This window comes from Rhizobium sp. 768_B6_N1_8 (genome assembly GCF_051811225.1).
In the GTDB taxonomy this organism is placed as follows: Bacteria; Pseudomonadota; Alphaproteobacteria; order Rhizobiales; family Rhizobiaceae; genus Rhizobium.
Genome location: NZ_JBPWPV010000002.1, coordinates 2,020,242 through 2,038,888 on the forward strand (window position 1 = coordinate 2,020,242; position 18,647 = coordinate 2,038,888).

General features: G+C 61.1%; 19 protein-coding genes. 11 read left to right on the top strand and 8 right to left on the bottom strand.

Translation table 11 applies throughout. From position 1 onward, the window contains the following. Nucleotides 1-157 precede the first annotated feature (157 nt). A complete protein-coding gene (locus tag AB8B33_RS33665; RefSeq protein ID WP_439018696.1) occupies nt 158-1,216 on the top strand; it encodes a LysR family transcriptional regulator in 1,059 nt (352 codons plus the stop codon). On the opposite strand, the gene AB8B33_RS33670 is transcribed toward AB8B33_RS33665, so the two are convergent. Together AB8B33_RS33670 and AB8B33_RS33675 are read right to left on the bottom strand one after the other, a co-directional pair. Next, nucleotides 1,182-1,403 carry a hypothetical protein gene (locus AB8B33_RS33670; protein ID WP_007825337.1) on the bottom strand — a complete coding sequence of 74 codons (222 nt, stop codon included), beginning with the start codon at nt 1,401-1,403 and terminating at the stop codon, nt 1,182-1,184. The two genes, AB8B33_RS33665 and AB8B33_RS33670, sit on opposite strands and share 35 nt — an antisense overlap. Nucleotides 1,404-1,405: 2 nt before the next feature. Continuing rightward, complete coding sequence (locus AB8B33_RS33675) at nt 1,406-1,891, bottom strand: hypothetical protein (RefSeq protein WP_113182666.1); 486 nt, start codon at nt 1,889-1,891, stop codon at nt 1,406-1,408. A gap of 152 nt (nt 1,892-2,043) precedes the next feature. Between AB8B33_RS33675 and AB8B33_RS33680 the strand changes: the two genes are divergently transcribed. Together AB8B33_RS33680 and AB8B33_RS33685 are read left to right on the top strand one after the other, a co-directional pair. Then, on the top strand, nt 2,044-2,244 hold the full coding sequence (locus AB8B33_RS33680) for a hypothetical protein (protein WP_439018697.1): 201 nt from the start codon (nt 2,044-2,046) through the stop codon (nt 2,242-2,244). 49 nt (nt 2,245-2,293) lie between these two features. Next, a complete protein-coding gene (locus AB8B33_RS33685; protein WP_439018698.1) occupies nt 2,294-2,647 on the top strand; it encodes a helix-turn-helix domain-containing protein in 354 nt (117 codons plus the stop codon). A gap of 124 nt (nt 2,648-2,771) precedes the next feature. Here the strand turns inward: AB8B33_RS33685 and AB8B33_RS33690 are convergent, their stop codons facing one another. From AB8B33_RS33690 to AB8B33_RS33715, 6 genes are all read right to left on the bottom strand, one after another. After that, nucleotides 2,772-3,713 (bottom strand): dihydrodipicolinate synthase family protein, encoded by a 942-nt coding sequence (locus tag AB8B33_RS33690; protein ID WP_439018699.1) that lies wholly within the window; start codon nt 3,711-3,713, stop codon nt 2,772-2,774. A 159-nt stretch (nt 3,714-3,872) separates the two neighbouring features. After that, nucleotides 3,873-4,577: a GntR family transcriptional regulator gene (locus AB8B33_RS33695; RefSeq protein ID WP_439018700.1), complete on the bottom strand. Its 705-nt coding sequence runs from the start codon at nt 4,575-4,577 to the stop codon at nt 3,873-3,875. Nucleotides 4,578-4,712: 135 nt separating this feature from the next. Beyond that, a complete protein-coding gene (locus tag AB8B33_RS33700; RefSeq protein ID WP_007825326.1) occupies nt 4,713-5,486 on the bottom strand; it encodes a FadR/GntR family transcriptional regulator in 774 nt (257 codons plus the stop codon). A 105-nt stretch (nt 5,487-5,591) separates the two neighbouring features. Then, nucleotides 5,592-6,548, bottom strand: coding sequence for an L-arabinose ABC transporter permease AraH (gene araH, locus AB8B33_RS33705; RefSeq protein WP_162748085.1), 957 nt, complete (start codon nt 6,546-6,548; stop codon nt 5,592-5,594). Nucleotides 6,549-6,564: 16 nt separating this feature from the next. Then, nucleotides 6,565-8,070 (bottom strand): L-arabinose ABC transporter ATP-binding protein AraG, encoded by a 1,506-nt coding sequence (gene araG, locus AB8B33_RS33710; protein ID WP_439018701.1) that lies wholly within the window; start codon nt 8,068-8,070, stop codon nt 6,565-6,567. A 69-nt stretch (nt 8,071-8,139) separates the two neighbouring features. Beyond that, on the bottom strand, nt 8,140-9,123 hold the full coding sequence (locus tag AB8B33_RS33715) for an arabinose ABC transporter substrate-binding protein (protein ID WP_439018702.1): 984 nt from the start codon (nt 9,121-9,123) through the stop codon (nt 8,140-8,142). 289 nt (nt 9,124-9,412) lie between these two features. Between AB8B33_RS33715 and AB8B33_RS33720 the strand changes: the two genes are divergently transcribed. The 8 genes from AB8B33_RS33720 (at nt 9,413) to AB8B33_RS33755 (ending at nt 18,538) form a co-directional block, all read left to right on the top strand. Beyond that, nucleotides 9,413-10,303 (top strand): aldose 1-epimerase, encoded by an 891-nt coding sequence (locus tag AB8B33_RS33720; protein WP_439018703.1) that lies wholly within the window; start codon nt 9,413-9,415, stop codon nt 10,301-10,303. A 34-nt stretch (nt 10,304-10,337) separates the two neighbouring features. Next, entirely contained in the window at nt 10,338-11,114 is a 777-nt protein-coding gene (locus AB8B33_RS33725) for an SDR family oxidoreductase (protein ID WP_439018704.1), read from the top strand. 140 nt (nt 11,115-11,254) lie between these two features. Continuing rightward, nucleotides 11,255-12,241 (top strand): BMP family protein, encoded by a 987-nt coding sequence (locus AB8B33_RS33730; RefSeq protein WP_439018705.1) that lies wholly within the window; start codon nt 11,255-11,257, stop codon nt 12,239-12,241. A 12-nt stretch (nt 12,242-12,253) separates the two neighbouring features. Next, complete coding sequence (locus tag AB8B33_RS33735) at nt 12,254-13,702, top strand: amidase (protein WP_439018706.1); 1,449 nt, start codon at nt 12,254-12,256, stop codon at nt 13,700-13,702. Continuing rightward, nucleotides 13,699-15,228: an ABC transporter ATP-binding protein gene (locus tag AB8B33_RS33740; protein ID WP_439018707.1), complete on the top strand. Its 1,530-nt coding sequence runs from the start codon at nt 13,699-13,701 to the stop codon at nt 15,226-15,228. Before AB8B33_RS33735 ends, AB8B33_RS33740 begins: the two co-directional genes overlap by 4 nt. Then, nucleotides 15,218-16,267 (top strand): ABC transporter permease, encoded by a 1,050-nt coding sequence (locus AB8B33_RS33745; RefSeq protein ID WP_439018708.1) that lies wholly within the window; start codon nt 15,218-15,220, stop codon nt 16,265-16,267. The genes AB8B33_RS33740 and AB8B33_RS33745 overlap by 11 nt, the downstream gene beginning before the upstream one ends. Then, nucleotides 16,264-17,208, top strand: a complete 945-nt coding sequence (locus tag AB8B33_RS33750) for an ABC transporter permease (RefSeq protein ID WP_439018709.1) — start codon at nt 16,264-16,266, stop codon at nt 17,206-17,208. Before AB8B33_RS33745 ends, AB8B33_RS33750 begins: the two co-directional genes overlap by 4 nt. A gap of 37 nt (nt 17,209-17,245) precedes the next feature. Then, on the top strand, nt 17,246-18,538 hold the full coding sequence (locus tag AB8B33_RS33755; protein WP_439018710.1) for an amidohydrolase family protein: 1,293 nt from the start codon (nt 17,246-17,248) through the stop codon (nt 18,536-18,538). The last annotated feature ends 109 nt before the right edge of the window (nt 18,539-18,647 follow it).

Here is an 18,647-nt window from a genome sequence, read left to right on the forward strand (position 1 = left end):
CAACTCAGTGGTATTTTGCAGAAGCCGGCGACCAGAATGGACGTTCGCGATCTTTAAACTGCGACTTCTCAACGCCCATAAGCTGTCATTCTTCAACAATTGCCCGTAATCCCCGATTAAGTATATTGTTGCGCCTCCACTCATACGCGAGGCGGTCGTGAACAAACCCTTCCCTCCTCTTCCATTCGGCAGCGAACGCGCCGATCTGGATAAATCGCCACTTGAAATCAGAGGCCTGCTTTCGCGGCCGATCTGGCGCGAACTCAGGACCTTTCTGGCGGTCGCCAAAAGCCCTTCCTTTGCTCAGGCCGCTGAGCTTCTCGGCACCAGTGCGCCGACCGTCAGCCGTGATGTGAAGCGCCTTCAGGACCAGATCGGTTCGCAACTCGTCATCTCGACCTTTTCCGGCGTCACGCTGACAGAAACCGGGCGCAAGCTCGCCATCCAGGTTGCAGAGCTCGATTTCCAGCTGTTTTCCCTTTCCAACGACCTGAAGGATGAGATGGACGCCGTCACCGGACGGGTTGCCGTCAGCGTGACCTCCGGCCTTGCCGTCGCCATCGTCGCTCCCGCTGTGCCCCGGCTGAACGACAACTATCCGCGCCTCAATCTCGATATTCGCGAACAGGTGTCGCTCGTCAATTTCGAGAAGAACCAGGCCGATCTGATGATCTCGCTCTCTCCGATTTCGAGGGCGGATGTCGATTGCGTCGAGATCGGCACCCTTCATCTCATTCCGATCGCCAGCCGTGATTATCTGAAGAAATCCGGTGTTCCGCAGCGCCAGTTCATCTCCCAGCATGTCTATGTGCAGTGCAACTATTATGCTTCCGAACGCGAGATCTGGGATGGCTGGCGCGGCCTCGTCGAAGCCGGCCACCAGACACACAACTGCGAGAATTCGCTTGCCTATTTTGCTCTCGTTCGCAACGGCGCAGGCGTCGGGCTGCTCGGCAATTACGTGCTCGCAGATCCCGAACTCGTGCCGCTCGATCTCGGCGTGCATGTCGCCCTGCCCGTCTATCTGACCTCGGTTGCCAATCGCCGGCAATCGAGACCGGTGGCCGCCGTCTATGACTGGATCGTCGATATTTTCAGGACCAACCCGTCTTTCGAAAGCAGATTGACCTTCCCGTCCGGGCGGCACGAACAGGAAGAGAGCTTGCGCAAGATGCTCGAAACTATCGCTCCTCCGCCGCCTTCACAATTTGGCTGAGCTCTTCGGAGATCGAAAGATAGGCATTCGCGACATCTTCCAGGAAGCCGGCGAGCTCGACCGGCTGCACTGTCGGATCATTGATGAGACGACGCACCATTTCGGTGTGTAGTTTCGTGCGCGTGAGAATTTCCTCCTGCAGCGCAGCCGTTGCAGACATGTCGCCCGCGTTGTCAAAACCTGCCATTGTTATGCTGTCTCAAACGAACTCGGGGCGTCCCATTGACCTTCGATGCGCAACAGCATGGCGCTGCTGCTTTCCATGGTAATCGGATCCGATGACGCGGGGATCGTGCCGACAACGGTCAGATAGGGCTCCGGATGGCCGGCGATTTCCACCGGCGGGCTGTCGACGATCTCCAGATCGAAGAGAATGGTCCACAGCCGCGCAAGGCGCTGCTCGGCCTGGGTCAGAACCTTCGTATAGCCCTTGCGCGCTACATGATCGAAGGTCATCTGAATGCAACGCTTAACCGTAAAAGGGTGTCGGTACTTTTCGCGGAAGCAGGTTCGTTCATACTTGGCAAAGTCGGCGAACCAGCGGATGCGAAGCGAGCCTACCGGCTCTTCGCCATCATAAAAGACGAAATGCGTGGCCTGGTGATCATTACCGTCGAAGATGAAGGAGGGCGAGATACCGTGCTCATGGACAAAGCAGATGCTTCTCAAGATCATCGCATCCCGAACATGGTCCGGGGTCGTTGCGACTTGGCATCGAAGATTGGGATATTTGTTCACCATCGGTCGGCCTCGTTGTCTGTGCAACCCACTTCAACTCCAGAACGCGTACTGCGCGAAGGACGAAGATTTCAGGGGGGATTTCAAAAATGACGGACCCTGCCAATCCGATGGCAACCATCATCGCTCTCTGCGCGGAAGGGGCACGCCGGTTTGGCGACGACCCACGGGCCATCGCGAGCTTCGTCGAAAATGAGATTGCGCATCTGTCTGAGAGAGAACAGCGGCAACTCAAAGAACAACTGACGCTTTTGACAGATGGAGGTGGATCTCAAAAGCCGATCATGTAAAGAGAACCTGCAAGATCTGCAGTCGACGGAAGTATTCTCAAGGAGAGGCATGAAAGATCAGGAACTGAATTTGGCAATCGGCCAGAGATTACGCTCCGTGCGCGCCGCTCGCGGCTTCACCCAGAGCGAACTCGCTGCGCATATCGGCGTCGCGTTTCAGCAGATCCAGAAATACGAGAATGGTACAAACCGCCTGTCCGTCGCGGTCATGCTGCGGTTATGCGACTTCATGAAGGTGGATGCCGGCTGGTTCATCAACGGCATCGAAACCGAGGCGGGCGCTGGCGTCGAGGACGAGGCAGCCTATCTTGCCAGGGAAATCGAGCGTATCACGGATCTGAAGATCCGACGCGATCTGACGATGCTGATCCACTCCCTGGCCGCCACCGATGTGGCGAACTGAACCCGTCTCCCGTAGGAAAACCAACAGCAATCCATTTGCCTGCGCGCGGCGGCCACCTGATGGGGCGCGCCTTCTTTGAGCGGCCTCGCAGGCAAGCTGCGAGGCCGAAGCGTTCCTGACAGCTTCAGGCGGCGTTCGGATAACGCGCAGCGTACCAGGTCTTGAACAGGTGATACTGGTTTTCGAGGTGATGGCGCTGCGAGTTGCTCAGCTTGTCGGTCTCGTTGAAGTGCAGCGTGTATTCAGTCTCGCCGTTCAACACCATCAGATACTTGTAGTGCAGCACGAGATCTGGACCTTCGTCGTAGGTCGACAGAACCATCAGCGCCTCTTCGAGCTCGCGGGCGGCGCTGCGGGCGGCCGCATCACCCTTGGCTGCCTGTTCGCAGAGCGAAACGAGATGCAGCACTTCCTTCGGCAGCGCGTTGCCGATGCCGGTGATTGCTCCGCCCGCGCCGCAATTGACAAAGCCGTGATAGACGCCGGTATCGACACCAACCATCAGCGTGAGCGCATCATCGCCGGACGTGATGTTTTCGGCCGCATAGGTCATGTCGCTCTTGCCGCCGAACTCCTTGAAGCCGACGAGGTTCGAAAAGCGCGAACGCAGATCGAAGAACAGATCGGCGCGCGTCGCAAAGCCGTAATAGGGGCTGTTGTAGATGACCGCCGGCAGGCCCTTGGCCGCTTCGAGGATCGCCGAGAAATGGTCCCGCTGGGCCGAAACGGACGAACCGCGCGACAGCACGCGGGGGATGACCATCAATCCCTTGGCGCCGACGGCCGCAGCATGCGCAGCATGGGCGACTGCCGACTTGGTGTTGACGGCACCGGTACCGACGATAACCGGAACACCTGCCTCGACGAGGCGCTGGACACCTTCCTGACGCTGCTCATCGGTCAAGAGCGGCCAGTCGCCCATCGAACCGCAATAGACGACGGCGGACATGCCGAGATCGATCAGTTCCTTGCCCTTGCGGGCAAGCGCGTCAAAATTTGGGGTGCGGTCGTCGTTGCAGGGCGTCATGAGCGCCGGGATGCAGCCTTGGAATACGGAACCAGTCATCGCCAATCTCTCGTTCTCTGGAAAACTCCCCGGACAGCGGGGTTGATGAGGCATGTAGCATCTTGCCGACTTCTTGTCGACAATAAAAATACAGAGAACGATTTTCCGTCCATGCTGGGCGAGGCACTGCTGCTACGGTGCGAGAATTTTGCCGGCGGCTTAGAGAGCCAGCTTAGCGTTGTGTCGGGAATCGGCGGTGATGTAGGAGCGGATTTGTCCGACGATCTGATCGGCGTGGGCAGATGCCAGGCTGTCGGCCAGCGTCACGTCGCGATTGATGATCGCCTGGATCATCTCCTCGTGCTCGCCGACATATTGGCGCGGCAGCACATCGTTGAAGGAGGAATAGTAGAGCCTCAGAATGCGGCGACCTTCATCCAGCAGCCGGGTGAAAAGCTCGACGTAATATCTGTTCCGGCCGGCCTGGGCGATCGCGATATGGAAGTCGCGATTGGTCGAAATCATGCCGAGCACATCGCGGTTCGTGACCGCCGCCTCGAAAGCCTTCTGCTGCACAAGGATCGCGGCGATATCGCCTTCGGCGTGATTGGCAGCCGCAAGCCGCGTCGTGACGCGGTACATCAGCGTCAGCGCGTCGAAAAATTCCGGCAGGCCGAGGAAATCGATGTTCGAGACGATCGTCGCGCGGTTGGTGAGCGTGGTGATCAGGCCTTCGGCTGCAAGCCGCACCAAGGCCTCGCGGATCGGCGTGCGCGACAGCGCAAAACGATCCGACAGCTGCTGTTCGTCGATCGGGCTGCCCGGCGGCAATTTCAGCTCGATGATCTCGTTTCGAAGCGTCTCATAGACCGTCGATACGCCGGAGCCGCGCCTGTGCGTTTGCAGTTTTTCGGTCTCGTCCACGCGCCCATCGTCCTTTCAAGCAGCCGAGTTTACACCCAGTTACTAGCGAATGCGCAAAAGGACTTCAAACTTAATATACTTTCTGTCGGCAGATGGAATTTTGAATGTTCCTTTACCTCGGCGGGAGACGGGCGCCTATTCCTGTTTGCCCGGCTTGCCGACGCGCAAGGCGTCGCTCAATTCCATTCGCGCCGTGCCGATCAGCTGCTCCATGGCAAAACGCGCCGCATCGGGCCGCCGCATACGGATGGCGTCGAGCACATCCTGATGCCGGGCGATGGCGTAGTCGTGACTCTGGCTTGCCCGGTTGGTCAGGCGAAAGCTTGCGAGCAGGGCAGCGCGGATGGCGGTGGCGAACTGGCGGAACACCCAGTTGCCGCTGGCATTGATGATGGCAGTGTGGAATTCGAGGTCGGCCTGGCTCCAGGCCTCGTTGTCACGGGCGTTGGCGGCCACCATGTCCTCGAAGGCTTCGGCGATCTGGGCGAGCTGCTTGGCTGTGGCGTTCGCAGCCGCCTGTGCGGCTGCTGCGGGCTCCAGAAGCTGACGGGCATCGAGGAGCGAATCGTAAAAGCTGCGGTCGTCGCTGAATTCGAGCGTCGCATCGAGGACCATCGGATCAAGATAGTTCCAGTTCTCGCGCGGCAGCACGCTGGTGCCGGCACGCGTGCGGGAGCGGATCATGCCGAGAGCCGACAGATATTGCATCGCCTCCCGAAGGCTGGTGCGGCTGACGCCATAGACCTCGGAAAGCTCCGCTTCGTTCGGCAGCAGCGAGCCTTCGGCAATGTCACCGGATACGATCTGCCCGATGAGCTTCTTCAACAGCTCCTCGCGCACCGTGCGCCGCCCCTGTTCCAGGTTGGCTGACGTAGTCCCCGTTCGCAGAAGTCCTGATCGCGTGCTCATAACGTCCCCCGTACCGCTGGTCTCGTTGTCACCATGAGCAGCGCCATGCTTTCTCATCAATGTGCAACAATAGGCTCAGCGGGCTTCTCCCAAGAAATCTGGTCATCACGCGCGACTGCCGCGCCCGGCAGCCGACGAGCGCATATTGTCGAGCAGGACGGCGATCAGAAGAATAAGACCGCGCACCACATATTGATAGAAGGCCTGGATGTTGAGCAGGTTCATGACGTTTTCGGCAATGCCCATGATCAGCACGCCGACGATCACGCCGGTCATCGCCGCGCGGCCACCGGCAAGCGACACGCCGCCGAGCACGCAGGCCGAGATGACGGAGAGTTCCAGGCCGGTCGCCGCATTGGGCTGGCCGGACGTGATGCGCGAGGCGAGCAGAATGCCGGCGATGGCGCAGACGAAGCCCTGCAGTGCGAAGATCCAGATGCGCATGGTGACGACATTGACGCCGGCAAGGCGCGAAGCCTCCGGATTGCCGCCGATCGCCAGCGTGTTCTTGCCGAAGACGGTGCGGTTCAAGACGAAGCCGAAGATGATGAAGAGCAGAGCCATGATCCAGATCGGCGTCGGCACCGTCAAAAAGCGCGACAGCGCCAGCTGGTAGAAGGCCGGATCGTTGATGCCGACGGCGCGGCCGTCAGAGGCGATCAGCGCCAGACCGCGGACGATCTGCATGGTCGCGAGCGTCGTGATCAGCGCATTGATGCGGAAACGGGCGATGACGACGCCGTTGACGACGCCGACGATGCTGCCGCAAACAAGCGCTGCCAGCAGGCCAAGCGGAATGGAGCCGGTCGCGTTCGATACCATGACGGCGATCATGCCGGAAAAGGCGACGGTCGAGCCGACCGAAAGGTCGAAGTCGCGCGAGGCAAGGCAGAACATCATGGTGCAGGCGACGATGCCGATCGTTACCACCGACTGCAGCAGGCCCAGCATGTTGCGTTCGGTCAGGAAGCTCGGCACGGTCAGTGAGACGATCACGAAAGCGATCGCGAAGATCACTACCAGACCCTGTTCGCCGAGAAGGACTTTTTTCAACGCGTTCATCACTGCTGTTCCTGAATTATATGGTACCGGCGGCATTCTTGTCGGGGAGGGCCGCGGTCAGAATGCTGCGTTCGTCGAAATCGGCGCGCGCCACGTCGGCGGCAACGCGGCCCTGGCACATGACGATGATGCGATCGGAAATGCCCATGACTTCGGGCAGCTCACTGGAGATGACGACGATCGCCATGCCGCCGGCTGCGAGTTCGTAGAGGATTTCATAGATTTCCGACTTGGCGCCGACATCGATGCCGCGCGTCGGCTCGTCGATGACCAGCACCTTGACACCCTGTTCCGAGAGCCAGCGGCCGAGAATGACCTTCTGTTGGTTGCCGCCGGAGAGATTGATGATGTCCTGCTTGCGCGAGGGCGTGCGTACCCTGAGCTTGGCGATAAACTGGTCGGCAACCGAAGCTTCCTTCTTCGGGTTCAGAACGCCGAAGGGCGAGAAATGTCGGCGTGAGGAGATCGCGATATTTTCCTCGATCGAGCGGCCCTGGATGATGCCGTCGAACTTCCGGTCCTCCGGGCAGAGAACCATGCCGGCATTGATCGCCGCCTTCGGATTGCTTGGGGAGACAGCCACGCCATCGATCGTAACACTCCCCTGATGGCGGTGGTCGGCGCCGTAGAGCAGGCGCGCCATTTCGCTTCGCCCGGCACCGATCAGGCCGAAGAAGCCGAGGATTTCGCCCTTGCGGACGGAAAAGCTGATGGGGTTACGGAGCTTCAAGCCGGCGAGGTTCTTGACCTCAAGACGCGTCTCGCCAAGCGGGCGCTCGCGCCAGCCCCAGATATTGTTGATCTCACGCCCCACCATTTCGGCGATGATCTGCTCGCGCGTCGTCTCGGCGACTTTTGGATGGTGGGCGGCAAGCTTGCCGTCACGCAGGACGGTCAGGCTGTCGCAAAGCCGGAAGATCTCGTCGAGGCGATGGGAAACATAGAGGATAACAGTGCCCTTGGCCTTCAGCTTGCCGATCAGAGAAAACAGGATTTCGCTTTCGCGCGAAGAGAGCGACGAGGTCGGCTCATCGAGCGCGATGACGCGGGCGTCAAGCATGACGGCCTTGGCGATCTCCACCATCTGGCGGGCGCCGATCGAAAGCGCGGATACTTTTACCGAGGGATCAACGTCAATACCGATCTCATCGAGCTTGGCGCGCACAGTCTCAACGAGGGCCTTGCCGTTGATGACGCCGGCCTTGCCGGGAAAGCGGCCAAGCCAAAGGTTTTCGGCAACCGTGAGTTCCGGAACGAGCTGAAGTTCCTGATGGATGACGATAACGCCGGCGTGGAAGGCATCGCGGACGGAGCTGTATTTCTGCTCGAGGCCATCGATGAGAATGCTGCCCTCATCGGCTGACTGGTCGCCCGAGAGTACGCGGATCAGGGTGGACTTGCCGGCGCCGTTTTCGCCCATCAGCCCGTGCACGGCGCCCTTGTCGACGCCGAAGGAGACGTTGGAGAGCGCCTGGACGCCCGGATAGCCCTTGGAAATGGTTTTGAATTCGAGGAAAGCCATCATCGCTCCGTCGAGAATATGCCCGGCGGCCGAAGATGCCGCCGGGATGAAATCATCATCAGAGGATGATTATTCGATGCCGAGGTCCTTGCGAACCTTTTCATAGTCGCCGCGCAGCGCCAGCGAACCAGAGGTCAGCGTCACCTTTGCCGGCTCCTTGCCGTTGGCAATCCAGTCATACATGTCGAGTGCGGTTTCATAGCCGTGACGCTTCGGCGAGATGATGACCGTGCCGAAGAAGCCGGTCGCAGACGGCTTCTTGAACTCGTTGATCGCCGATTCCGCACCACCGATACCCACGCCGATCATGTTGTCGGTGGGAATGCCGACCGATTCAGAGGCACGCACTGCGCCGAGCACGGCCTCGTCGTTAAGGCCGAAGGCGACCCAGTATTTCACGTCGGCATGCTTGTTGAGAACGGTGGTCGCGGCATTGAGTGCCGCTTCCGTATCGGTCTTTGCCTGCGGCGCATCATAGATGTTTTCAGCCGGGAAGCCGGCGGCCTTCAGCACCGAGATTGCGCCTTCGACACGGTCGACGGCGGTCGGAAGCTGGTCGTAGGAGACGCGGATTGCGCCGACAGTCTTCATGTCCCAGCCGCGCTTCTTCATTTCGTCGACGATTGCCTGGCCAACGCCTTCGCCGATCTTGGTGGCGGAAATGCCCATATGCGGCACGTCTTCCAGCGGCTTGCCATCGGCACCGACCAAACGGTCGTCGACCGTCATTAGCTTAAGCTGGTTGGCGGCGGCCTTGGCGACGATGCCGGGACCGAGCTTGACGTCAGGCGTGCAGATAATGAAGCCCTGGGCACCCTGTGCACCGAGATTGTCGATCGCCGACTGGACCTTCTCACCATCTTCGGCACCGATCTTGACGACGGTGAAACCCTTTTCCTTGGCGGCCTGGTCGGCGAATTTCCATTCGTCCTGGAACCAGGGCTCTTCCGGCTGCTTCACGATGAAACCGATCTTGACATCCTCCGCCAGGACGGAGCCGACGGCCAGAACGGCAAAGGCGCCAGCGAGGATGGCTGCTTTGAAGAAGCGCATAATCTCTCTCCCTAAAATCTCGATCTGCCGCTCACTCGGCAGCAGCCATTGAATAAAAATAAACATCATACCAGTCAAGATTTGTGTATGATTATTTATGCGATTCAGCGGGCGAAAAGCCGACTAAATTCATATTGGCGTGGCTCAACTCGCCGAAATCACCAGAAACTTAGGCTCGAACGCCGCCGGATATGCAAAATAAATCCTATCTATATTGACAATCAATCGACCGATAATAGGGTGCCGCCACAGTCGGATCAGCCTCGATCCGTGGGGAAGGCATTGTTTCATGGCGATCATCGATTTGCAGGAGGGTGCACTTTCGGCCCGTGTCTCGACGGCCGGCGGTGTGCTCCTTGATTTCTTCTGGATGCGGGATGGCCGGAAAATTCCGCTTCTGAGGCCGGCAGCCGATGATGCCGATGCACTGTCGTCGGCCTGCTATCCGCTCGTGCCCTTCGGCAATCGCGTGAGGAGCAATCGTTTCCATTTCGAAGGACGCGACTACAGCCTTCAGCCGAACACGTCCTGGGACCCACACTACCTCCACGGAGATGGCTGGCTGGCCGACTGGGCGCTTCTTTCCGAGAGTGCCACAGGCGCTGAGATCGGTTTCCGCCACCGGGCGGACGGTTCGCCCTATAGTTATAAGGCGAAGCAGAGCTTCAGATTGTCGGGCAAGGGGCTAAAGCTGCATATGAGCGTGGAGAATACCGGTGAGGCGGCCCTGCCCTTCGGACTCGGCTGGCATCCGTTCTTTCCGCTGACGGAACAGACGACGCTTCTTGCCAAGGCACAGCACTTCTGGACCGAGACGGAGGGCTGGCTGCCAGGCGAACCGGCCGAGATCCCTGCCGATCTCGATTTCTCGCAGCCCGCGCCCCTGCCGCGGCGCTGGATCAATAACGGCTTTGAGGGCTGGAGCGGTAACGCGCGCATTACCTGGCCCGAGAGCCGTGCCGCGCTTGACCTGGCGGCGGACCCGATCTTCCGCCACGCGGTCATCTTCCTGTCGGACGAGCGCTTCGACCCCGGATTTCGCCGAGACTATTTCTGCTTCGAACCGATGTCCCATCTCGCCAACGGGCATAATCTTCCCGGATTTGGCGATCTCAAGGTCTTGCAGCCGGGCGAAAGCTTGGAAGGCTCGATCCGCCTGCAGCCGCAGGCCATATCCTGATCACAAGAGAACGAGCATAAAGAGGAAGCAGACGATGACAAACCGCCTTTGCGGAAAACGGGTCTTCATCACGGGTGCCGCGCAAGGGATCGGAAAGGCGATCGCTGAAGCATATGCCGCCGAGGATGCCCGCCTCTTCCTCGTCGACCGCGATGAAACGCTGCTCGAAGAGACAGCCGCAGCACTCGCATCGAAGGGCACTGTACTTGGCTTTCAGGCGGCCGACATCAGCGATGTTTCGGCTATAGAGGCGGCCGTTGGCAAGGCGGAAGAGCAGATCGGCAGCATCAATGCCCTCGTCAACAATGCCGGCGTCAACGTCTTTGCCGAACCCTTGCAGACGACGGACGAAGAGTGGCAGCGCTGCTTCGACATCAATCTCAAGGGCGCCTGGCACTGCTGCCGTTCGGTTCTGCCGTACCTGATTTCGCAAGGCGGCGGGGTGATCCTCAACATCGCCTCGACGCACGCCTTCACCATCATTCCCCACACCTTCCCCTACCCGCTCGCCAAACATGCGCTGCTCGGCATGACCAAGTCTCTCGGCATCGAATATGCGCCCCAAAACGTGCGGGTAAATGCGATTGCTCCCGGCTACGTCTCGACCCAGAAGGTCATCGATTACTGGAACAGTTTCCCTGATCCGGAAAAGGCCAAGGCCGATACGATGAAGCTGCATCCGGGTGGGCGTATCGCCACGCCGCAGGAAATCGCCATGGCCGCAGTCTTCATGATCTCGGACGAATGCACCTTCATGAATGCCACTTGCCTGACGATCGACGGCGGCTTGAGTGTCATGCAGCACCAATAATAGCGGGCCTTTTCTCCTCTCTCTGGCCTCAGAGCGCGGGCGCTCACAACCATTGTCTAGTTTTTGCGCAGCAGCATTACTTGACACAATTTTGGGCGATCCATAGAGTTTTATCCATCTGGTAAAAAAGAGGGGAACTCATGAAAAATCAGATCACTATCTCCCGCCGCACGGTGCTCGCCTCCGGCATGGCACTCGGCGCGACCGCCTTTGCACCCAGGCTTTGGGCGCAGGAAAAACTCAAAGTTGCCGGCATCCATGCCTCGCCGGTGGAAAATGCCTGGAATTCCTGTCTGCACAAGGCGCTGCAGGACGCCGCTTCCGAAGGCGTGATCGAGTATGTCTTCTCCGAAGGCGTTTCGGGCACCGACTATCCCCGCGCCATGCGCGAATATGCCGAACAGGGTGCAGCACTCATCGTCGGCGAAGCCTACGCCGTCGAGCGCGAAGCCCGCCAGGTTGCTGCCGATTATCCGAAAACCGCCTTCATGCTGGGTTCGAGCGGCGAAGCATCGGGCGACAATTTCGGCGTCTTCGGCACCTGGAACCATGACGGCGCCTATCTGGCCGGCATGCTAGCCGGCCAGATGACGAAATCCGGCATTGTCGGCTCGGTCGGCGCGCTGCCGATCCCCGAGGTCAACATGCTGATGAATGCCTTTGCGGCGGGCGTGAAGGAAGTCCGCCCGGATGCCAAGCATCTGGTCGCCTTCATCGGCACCTTCTTCGATCCGCCGAAGGCGCGCGAAGCGGGCCTCGCCCAGATCGATGCCGGCGCCGACATCCTGTTCGGCGAACGTATCGGCACGGCGGACGCCGCCAAGGAGCGCGGCATCAAGTCCGTCGGCTCGCTGATCGACTATACGCCGCGTTATCCAGACACCGTCTTTGCCAACGCCATCTGGGGCTTCCGTCCGATCCTCAATGCCGCGATCGCCGATGTGAAGGCCGGCAAGCCGACCGGCAACAATTACACGCGCTTCGGCCTGATGAAGGAAGGCGGCAGCGATATCGTCTACGTCAAGGGCGTCGCACCGGCGGAAGCCGAAGCGGCGATGGAGGCCAAGCGCGCCGCCATCAAGTCCGGCGCCTTCGAAGTGCCCATCATGCCCGAGGAGCCGAAATAAGCCGGCAGCCGCATGAACGGGACTGATGCAAGCAAGGGCTCGATACCGGGCGGCGACGCGATAGCGCTCGCCGCCCGGATCAGGAGCGATGCACTTGGTTGTGCCGAGGCGATGAAGCAGGCGATTTCAGCCGCCAGGGCCAACGAGGCGCTTGGCGCGATCTGTCATATCGACGAAGCGCTAGGCACGGCGGATGCCGCTGCGCTCGATCGCGAATTCAGAAACAATCCCGCCACTTTCTCCGCCCGGCGCTTTGCCGGCGTGCCGACGCTTGCCAAGGATCTCGGTGGCCCATTCAAGGGGCTGGCCGTTCGTGCCGGCTCGCGGCTCTTCGACGGGATGCTCGATCCGTCGGCCGATTCCGATCTCGCGGCGCGCTTCCGGCAGGCCGGTTTCAGCCTGTTTGGCCTTACCACCAGCCCGGAAGTTGGCCTCTCGCTTGCAAGCGAGCCGGTGCGCGGGCCCGTCTGTCGCAATCCGCTCGATCCCTCCCGCACGGCGGGCGGTTCCTCCGGCGGTGCGGCTGCGGCCGTCGCAGCCGGTATCGTCGCAATCGCCCACGCAACGGATGCCGGCGGCTCGATCCGCGTGCCCGCGGCATGCTGCGGGCTCGTCGGCCTGAAAGCCAGTCGCGGCGCCATTCCCGGCGGACCGGGGTTCGGCAATCATCTCGGCGGCATCGCCAGCGAGCTCGCCGTCTGCCGTTCCGTTCGCGACGCAGGCGCGATCTTCGAAGCCTTGCGCGGAAAACCCGCCGGTCCCTATGCGGAACCGGCCCTCGCGAAGAACGAAAAACTCCACCTGCGCATCGGCCTGCTGACGCAGACCAGCAGCGATTTCCCCACCGAGCCGGCACGCCAGGAAGCCGTCGAAGCCGCGGCCCGCAGCCTCGAACAGGACGGGCATGAGATCGTCACCGTTGAATGGGAGCGGCTTGCAGCAAGCGTCGCTGCAAGTGCCGCCATTTTCGCAGATATCATTTCGATCAATCTGGCATGGCTCGTCGAAAGCCTGCATCTCGACCTATCGAAAGCCGAGCCGCTGACCGCCGCCTTTGCGGCGCGTGGGGCAGCGCTTGAGCCGACCGCGCTCTGGCAGGCCCTCAGCGCCATGCCGCATGTCAGCCATGATCTCTGGCGGCTGTTCGACGGCATCGATTGCCTGCTCACACCCATGCTTGCCACAGCGCCGCTGCCGATCGGCTCTTTTCCGACCGATCATCACGACACGGAGCTGCATCTGAACCGCATGGCGCGCTTTGCGCCGCTCGCCTGCCTTGCCAATATATCCGGCTTTCCGGCGCTGACCCTGCCTTATGGACACGATGCGGACGCAATGCCGCTTCCCCTTCAGCTAATGGCACCAATGGGCGGGGAACCCATATTGCTTGCCCTTGCCTCGCGGCTGGAAGCCGAGCAACGTTGGATCCATCCCCATGCCATTGCAGGACTTGCCCCATGACATCAGCTCCCGTGCTTCAGCTTGCCGGCATCAGCAAGCGCTTTGGCGCCATCCAGGCCAATGAGGATATTTCGCTGAGCCTCGCCAAGGGCGAAGTGCTGGCGCTGCTCGGCGAAAACGGCGCCGGCAAGACGACACTGATGAGCATCCTCTTCGGCCACTATGTACCGGATGCGGGAACGATCCATATCGAGGGCACCGAATTGCCGGCCGGCCGGCCGCGGGCGGCGATCCGCGCCGGCATCGGCATGGTGCACCAGCATTTTTCCCTGGCGCCGAACCTGACGGTGCTCGAAAACGTCATGACGGGAACGGAAAAGCTCTGGTCCTGGAAGTCGGAGAAGGCGGCCGGCCGTGCTAAACTGCTGTCGATCTCTTCGCGCTTCGGCCTCGACGTCAATCCCGATGCCCGGCTCGGCGATCTCTCAGTCGGCGAACAGCAGCGCGTCGAAATCCTCAAGGCGCTCTATAACGACGCCCGCATCCTGATCCTCGACGAGCCGACGGCGGTGCTGACCAACATCGAGGCGGAACGTCTCTTCCGGACGCTTCGGGAAATGGCGCGGCAGGGGCTGTCGCTGATCTTCATCTCACACAAGCTGGACGAGGTGATCAGCGCAGCTGACCGCGTCGTCGTGCTGCGCGGCGGAAAGGTCGTCGCCGAACGGCTGACCGGTCAGACCAGCAAGTCCGAGCTCGCAGAACTCATGGTCGGCAGGCGGGTGACACGCCCCGTGCGTGAGGCGTCAACGCCCGGTGCTGTCGTCTTCGAAGCCGTCGGCGTCACCGTTTACGACAGCGGCCAGGAGCGGCTGAAGGAAATCAGCTTGCAGCTTCATGCCGGCGAAACGCTCGGCATTATCGGCGTCTCCGGCAATGGCCAGGCGACGCTCAGCCATCTCGTCAGCGGACTTACCGGCTGGAGCAGCGGGGAGATCCTGCTGTTCGGACAGCCGGTCACCGAAATCGGCGTCGAAAGCCTGATTACTGCCGGCATCGGCCGCATACCTGAGGATCGCAACAAGGAAGGCGCGATCGGCGAACTCGCTGTCTGGGAAAATGCCGTGCTGGAGCGCATCACCTCGCCGCGCTTTTCGCGTCACGGGCTGGTCGACCGTAAGGCCGGCATGGCCTTCGCCCAGGAGATCATCGCAGAATTCGATATACGCGGTGGCGGCCCGGCGACACGCACGCGGCTTCTATCGGGCGGCAACATGCAGAAGCTCATCCTCGGCCGCAACCTGCATGACAGGCCGAAGATCCTGATTGCGGCCCAGCCGACACGCGGGCTCGACGAGGGCGCCGTCGCGGCTGTCCATGCAAGGATATTGCAGGCACGCAAGGAGGGCACGGCCGTGCTTCTGATATCAGAGGATCTGGACGAGGTGATCGGCCTTGCCGATCGCATCCAGGCGATCGTCAAGGGGCGCCTGTCGCCGCCCATCGATGCGGAAAGTGCCGATCCCAGAAAACTCGGCCTGATGATGTCAGGCGAATGGACGTCCGAGGCCCAGCATGCGTCTTGAACGCCGCGATCACCGCCCGCTCTATCTGGTCATAGCGGGACCAATTGCCGCCGTCATCGCCGCACTCGCCATTGCCGGCATCCTCATCGCGCTTGCCGGCGCGCCCGTGTTCGAAGCCTATTGGCGTATCCTCACCGGCGCCTTCGGCACGCGGCTTTCGGCGACCGAGACGCTGACGCGGGCCACACCGCTGATGCTGACCGGCCTTGCCGCAGCCGTCGCCTTCCGCGCCCGGCTCTGGAATATCGGCGCCGAAGGCCAGTTCTATCTTGGCGCCATTACAGTTGCCGCACTCGGCTCCAAGCTCTTGGCCGGACTGCCCGCAGCGTTGCTTATCCCCGCCTTGCTGATTGCGGGCGCCGTCGCCGGCATGGTGCTGATCCTCGTGCCGCTCTGGCTGCGGCTGCGCTTTTCAGTCGATGAAGTGGTGACCAGCCTGCTTTTGAATTTCGTCGCCCTGCTCTTCGTTTCCATGCTGATCGATGGTGTGCTGAAGGATCCGCTCGCCTTCGGCTGGCCGCAATCCATGCCGGTTAGCGATCATGCGCTGCTACCGAAGCTGGTGGCGCGTTCGCGGCTGCATGTCGGTTTCATCATCGCCATCTTCATTGCGCTCGCCGTCCACCTCCTCCAGTCGCGCACCGTCTTTGGTCTGCGCTCACGCGCAGCCGGCCTCAATCCCGCCGGCGCCGCCTTTGCCGGCGTGCCGCTCGGCATGACGCTGGTGAAGGTCGCCTGCCTTTCCGGAGGGCTGGCGGGTCTTGCCGGCGCAATCGAGGTGATGGGCGTGAAGGGCTATGTGACGACGGATCTGTCGCCCGGGTTCGGCTATTCCGGCATCATCGTCGCCATGCTCGCCAACCTGCACCCGATCGGCGTGATCTTCGCCGCCCTCTTCACCGCCACGATGTTCGTCGGCGCCGACGGCATGAGCCGGGCACTCGGCATACCGACCTATATCGCCGACGTGACGGTTGCCGTTTCGCTGCTCACCATGCTTATTGCCCTGTTCTTCACCCAATACAGGATCCGCAGATGATGGCTCTCATCGACATCGTCTCATCCGCAGGCCTCTGGGCCGCTGTGCTGCGCATCGCGACACCGCTGATCTTCGGCACGCTCGGCGCGCTTCTCTGCGAAAGGGCCGGCGTGCTCAATCTCGGCATCGAAGGCATCATGACCTTCGGGGCGATGATCGGCTGGCTTGCGGTCTTCCACGGCGCCGATCTCTGGACCGGCCTTCTGGTCGCAGCCTTCGCCGGCGCGGTCTTCGGCCTGCTACATGCGCTTTTGACCGTGACGCTCGGCCTGTCGCAGCATATCACGGGCCTTGGCATCACGCTCTTTGCCTCCAGCCTCAGTTATTTCGTCTTCCGCTTGGTCGTGCCGCTTGCCGGCACGCCACCGACGATCGTGCCCTTCCAGCCACTCGACATCCCGCTTCTCTCCAGCCTGCCCTTCCTCGGCCCTGCCCTCTTTGCACAGACAGCGCCGACTTATCTGGCGATCTTCCTGGCGCTTGCGATGGGCTATCTGATCTTTCGAACCCCACTAGGCCTGACGATCCGCATGACCGGCGAAAATCCGCATGCGGCGGAAGCCCAAGGCATCGATCCGATCAGGATCCGCTATGGCGCGATCATTGCCGGAAGTGCGCTGATGGCCGTCGGCGGCGCCTTCCTGACGCTCGCAGCCTTCAACAGCTTCTTCCCGACCATGGTCCAGGGACGCGGCTGGATTTCCATCGCGCTCGTTGTCTTCGCCTCCTGGCGGCCGGGCCGGGCCCTCTTCGGCGCCCTGCTCTTTGCCTTCTTCGATGCCTTTCAGCTGAGGCTGCAGACGGTGCTGGGAGGGTACGTGCCCTATCAGCTTTTCCTGATGACGCCCTATCTCCTGTCGATCGCAGCCCTTGCCGTGATGGCGCGGCGCGCCCGCGTGCCGCAGGCGCTCATGCAGCCCTATCGCCGCGGCGAGCGCTGATTGCCATGCCCAGAAACCTCAACAGACCGGTGCCGCCATGTTTGACCTGATCATCAAAAACGCAAATCTTCCCGATGGCCGCAGCGGCATCGATATCGCCATTCAGAAGGACAAGATCGCCGAGGTCGCTTCCGGGATCGACGCCGAGGCGGCCGAGGAAATCGATGCGAGCGGCCGCCTCGTCAGCCCGCCTTTCGTCGATCCGCATTTTCATATGGATGCAACGCTCTCGCTTGGCCTACCGCGCATGAACCGCTCCGGCACGCTGCTTGAAGGTATCGCGCTCTGGGGTGAACTACGGCCAATCCTGACGCGTGAAGCCTTGGTGGAGCGGGCGCTGCGCTATTGCGATCTCGCCGTCTCGCAGGGGCTTCTCGCCATCCGCAGCCATGTCGATACCAGCGATCCGCGGCTGGTAACTGCCGAGGCGCTAATCGAGGTGCGCGAGAAGGTCGCCCCCTATATCGACCTGCAGCTCGTCGCCTTTCCGCAGGATGGTTATTATCGTGCGCCTGAGGGCGTCGAAGCGTTGAACCGTGCGCTGGACATGGGCCTCGATATCGTCGGCGGCATTCCACATTTCGAGCGCACCATGGCTGATGGTGCGGCCTCCGTCGCAGCTCTTTGCCGCATCGCTGCCGATCGTGATCTGCCGGTCGACATGCATTGCGATGAAACCGACGATCCGCTGTCACGCCATATCGAGACGCTGGCAGCAGAGACGGTGCGGTTCGGCCTGCAGGGTCGCGTTGCCGGCTCGCACCTGACGTCCATGCATTCGATGGACAATTATTACGTCTCCAAGCTCATTCCGCTGATGGCGGAGGCGGAGATCAACGTCATTCCCAATCCGCTGATCAACATCATGCTGCAAGGCCGCCACGACACCTATCCGAAGCGGCGCGGCATGACGCGGGTGCGCGAACTGATGGAAGCCGGCCTCAACGTTTCCTTCGGCCATGACTGCGTGATGGACCCCTGGTATTCGATGGGTTCCGGCGACATGCTGGAAGTCGGCCATATGGCGATCCACGTGGCGCAGATGGCCGGCATCGAGGACAAGAAGAAGATCTTCGACGCGCTGACCGTCAACTCCGCCAAAACCATGGGCCTCGAAGGCTACGGCCTGGAAAAGGGTAAGAATGCCGATCTCGTCATCCTTCAGGCGCGCGATCCGCTGGAAGCGCTGCGGTTGAAAGCGAACCGGCTGATCGTCATCCGCCGCGGCAAGGTCATCGCGCGAAGCATGCCTCGCTTGAGCGAACTTGAGATCGAGGGCAGACCGGCACGGCTAGACGCATCGGATTTCCATCCTAGCCTACCGGGCTGACAACGGGTTTCTGTAGGAACGAAGCGCCGTTGCCGGTCCGAGCATATCCTGATCCCCGAGCGCATGCTCTCGCCCGGTCGAGGCGGCGCGCCTTTGCGGTTGTCGGGGC

Excerpts from the sequence above, each read along its gene's own strand:
- AB8B33_RS33675 (WP_113182666.1), bottom strand. The coding sequence starts at position 1,891 with ATGATCTTGAGAAGCATCTGCTTTGTCCATGAGCACGGTATCTCGCCC.
- AB8B33_RS33680 (WP_439018697.1), top strand. The coding sequence starts at position 2,044 with ATGACGGACCCTGCCAATCCGATGGCAACCATCATCGCTCTCTGCGCG.
- araH (WP_162748085.1), bottom strand. The coding sequence starts at position 6,548 with ATGAACGCGTTGAAAAAAGTCCTTCTCGGCGAACAGGGTCTGGTAGTG.
- AB8B33_RS33720 (WP_439018703.1), top strand. The coding sequence starts at position 9,413 with ATGGCGATCATCGATTTGCAGGAGGGTGCACTTTCGGCCCGTGTCTCG.
- AB8B33_RS33685 (WP_439018698.1), top strand. The coding sequence starts at position 2,294 with ATGAAAGATCAGGAACTGAATTTGGCAATCGGCCAGAGATTACGCTCC.
- AB8B33_RS33730 (WP_439018705.1), top strand. The coding sequence starts at position 11,255 with ATGAAAAATCAGATCACTATCTCCCGCCGCACGGTGCTCGCCTCCGGC.
- AB8B33_RS33755 (WP_439018710.1), top strand. The coding sequence starts at position 17,246 with ATGTTTGACCTGATCATCAAAAACGCAAATCTTCCCGATGGCCGCAGC.
- AB8B33_RS33690 (WP_439018699.1), bottom strand. The coding sequence starts at position 3,713 with ATGACTGGTTCCGTATTCCAAGGCTGCATCCCGGCGCTCATGACGCCC.
- AB8B33_RS33745 (WP_439018708.1), top strand. The coding sequence starts at position 15,218 with ATGCGTCTTGAACGCCGCGATCACCGCCCGCTCTATCTGGTCATAGCG.
- AB8B33_RS33725 (WP_439018704.1), top strand. The coding sequence starts at position 10,338 with ATGACAAACCGCCTTTGCGGAAAACGGGTCTTCATCACGGGTGCCGCG.
- AB8B33_RS33735 (WP_439018706.1), top strand. The coding sequence starts at position 12,254 with ATGAACGGGACTGATGCAAGCAAGGGCTCGATACCGGGCGGCGACGCG.
- araG (WP_439018701.1), bottom strand. The coding sequence starts at position 8,070 with ATGGCTTTCCTCGAATTCAAAACCATTTCCAAGGGCTATCCGGGCGTC.
- AB8B33_RS33750 (WP_439018709.1), top strand. The coding sequence starts at position 16,264 with ATGATGGCTCTCATCGACATCGTCTCATCCGCAGGCCTCTGGGCCGCT.
- AB8B33_RS33670 (WP_007825337.1), bottom strand. The coding sequence starts at position 1,403 with ATGGCAGGTTTTGACAACGCGGGCGACATGTCTGCAACGGCTGCGCTG.
- AB8B33_RS33700 (WP_007825326.1), bottom strand. The coding sequence starts at position 5,486 with ATGAGCACGCGATCAGGACTTCTGCGAACGGGGACTACGTCAGCCAAC.
- AB8B33_RS33740 (WP_439018707.1), top strand. The coding sequence starts at position 13,699 with ATGACATCAGCTCCCGTGCTTCAGCTTGCCGGCATCAGCAAGCGCTTT.
- AB8B33_RS33715 (WP_439018702.1), bottom strand. The coding sequence starts at position 9,123 with ATGCGCTTCTTCAAAGCAGCCATCCTCGCTGGCGCCTTTGCCGTTCTG.